Origin of the sequence: Robbsia andropogonis (assembly GCF_000970345.1) — a bacterium.
In the GTDB taxonomy this organism is placed as follows: Bacteria; Pseudomonadota; Gammaproteobacteria; order Burkholderiales; family Burkholderiaceae; genus Robbsia; species Robbsia andropogonis.
Map to the genome: position 1 here is coordinate 1 of NZ_LAQU01000170.1, position 1,610 is coordinate 1,610.

Annotated in this window: 1 protein-coding gene; it reads left to right on the forward strand. The window is 51.8% G+C overall.

The annotated features are described in order from the left end of the window. Positions 1 to 81: 81 nt before the first annotated feature. On the forward strand, positions 82 to 1,374 hold the full coding sequence (locus tag WM40_RS26840; protein ID WP_046154612.1) for an IS110 family RNA-guided transposase: 1,293 nt from the start codon (positions 82 to 84) through the stop codon (positions 1,372 to 1,374). Positions 1,375 to 1,610 lie beyond the last annotated feature (236 nt).

Genomic DNA, 1,610 nt, shown 5'->3' on the forward strand with positions numbered 1-1,610 from the left:
GTAGTAAATGCAGAATGGTGGTCAGCCAATCCCAGTGACTGGCATCCTTAGGTTTCTCGAGGACCACAGGAGGACACCGTGATGGCTGACACTTCCAATACTACGACTGACGTGCATTTCCTTGCAATCGATGTTGCAAAGCAATGGAACGCTGTGTTGATCGAAACCGCGACCGGTATGAAGCATCGCTTCAAGATGGCAAACTCCGCTCAGGATTTTGACCGGCTTATCCAATTCATTCAAAGCCTTGGAGGTCGGTGTAAAGGTGCACTGGAGCCGACCGGCGATTACCACCGCCCAATAGCTCATCGACTTTTGATGGCCGGTGTCGATCTTGTCAGTGTGTCTTCGGTCGCACAGGCTCGCTACCGCGAGGCCAAATTCAACTCATGGGATAAAAATGATCCCAAAGACGCCTCAGTGATTCTGGATATGCTGAAACACGGCATCGTGCAGCAATACGTTGACCCGATGATCGCTGGCAACCATGATCTGCAAGAGCTGTCCAAGACTTACTTCCAGATATCGAGGTTGCGAACACGCGTTCAGCATTCAATCATCAATCACCACGTCCCTCTGTACTTTCCGGAGATGTACAAGTACTGGAGCAGCAGCCGCAGTGAGTGGTGGATACGATTCATGCTGGAATTTCCGACGCCGGCTCATGTGCAACGGCTGACGCGAGAAGAGTTTGTAAAAGCGGCGTGGGACCTTGTCGGTCGCAAGGTCGAGAAGACCCAAAAACTAGGTGAAATCTGGGACATGTCACAACAGTCAGCTGCGCTGCCGCATCACCCAGACAGCCTAGCCGTAGAAACATTTCGACTGTCACTTCGGCAACTTCAGCACTTCAACGAAGCGCGTACGAGTTTGGAGGAGCGTGCCGAAGCGGCATTATTGAACAATGCCGACTACGAACGTTTGCGAACGTTGCCAGGTATTGGTCCGATCATCGCACTTACCATTCTCGCGGAAGCGGGTGATTTGCGCCGATTCCGCCATTATCGGCAATTCCTGAAATATTGTGGCCTTGATCTGGCCAAGCATCAGTCTGGAACGGCACGAGGTCGTGAGCAGTTGTCCAAACGTGGAAACGCGAGACTGCGCTTGGCATTTTGGATGGCAGGCACTGTCGCAGTTCGCCTACGTGAGAATTCATTTAAAGATAAATACGATCGATATATCAAGTCCGATCCTGGCAACGCCGACTTAAAGCGCAAAGCCCTCACTGCTGTTTGCGCGAAGATGGCGCGAGTCGCACACGGAATGATTAAAACGAACCGTCCGTATCAGCGGTTCTTTGAACAAAGCTTACCCAGCGGATCGATCCCTCTCTGCAGGGCCGTTGAGGCACAGCAGCAAGTGACCTCGTAGATAATGATTGGACCTTCCGCTGGGCCCTTATGCTGTTTTAAGTAACGTGAAGATCGAGGTGCGGGCATCTCGAATCTTGTTTCTACTATGGTGAGCTGGGCGAGCCCGTTACAGAGCGGAAGACCGCTAGGAATGTTGCAGGACGCGCTCTTTTAAATGTGCGACGAGCGAAATCTCGCCGCCAGGGGATGCTGTAACTTTTTTGTCTGAGCCTATTGCATTTAGTACGTTGTCCA

What these genes read in the sequence shown, in the direction of transcription:
- WM40_RS26840 (WP_046154612.1), top strand. Translation starts at nt 82, where the DNA reads ATGGCTGACACTTCCAATACTACGACTGACGTGCATTTCCTTGCAATC.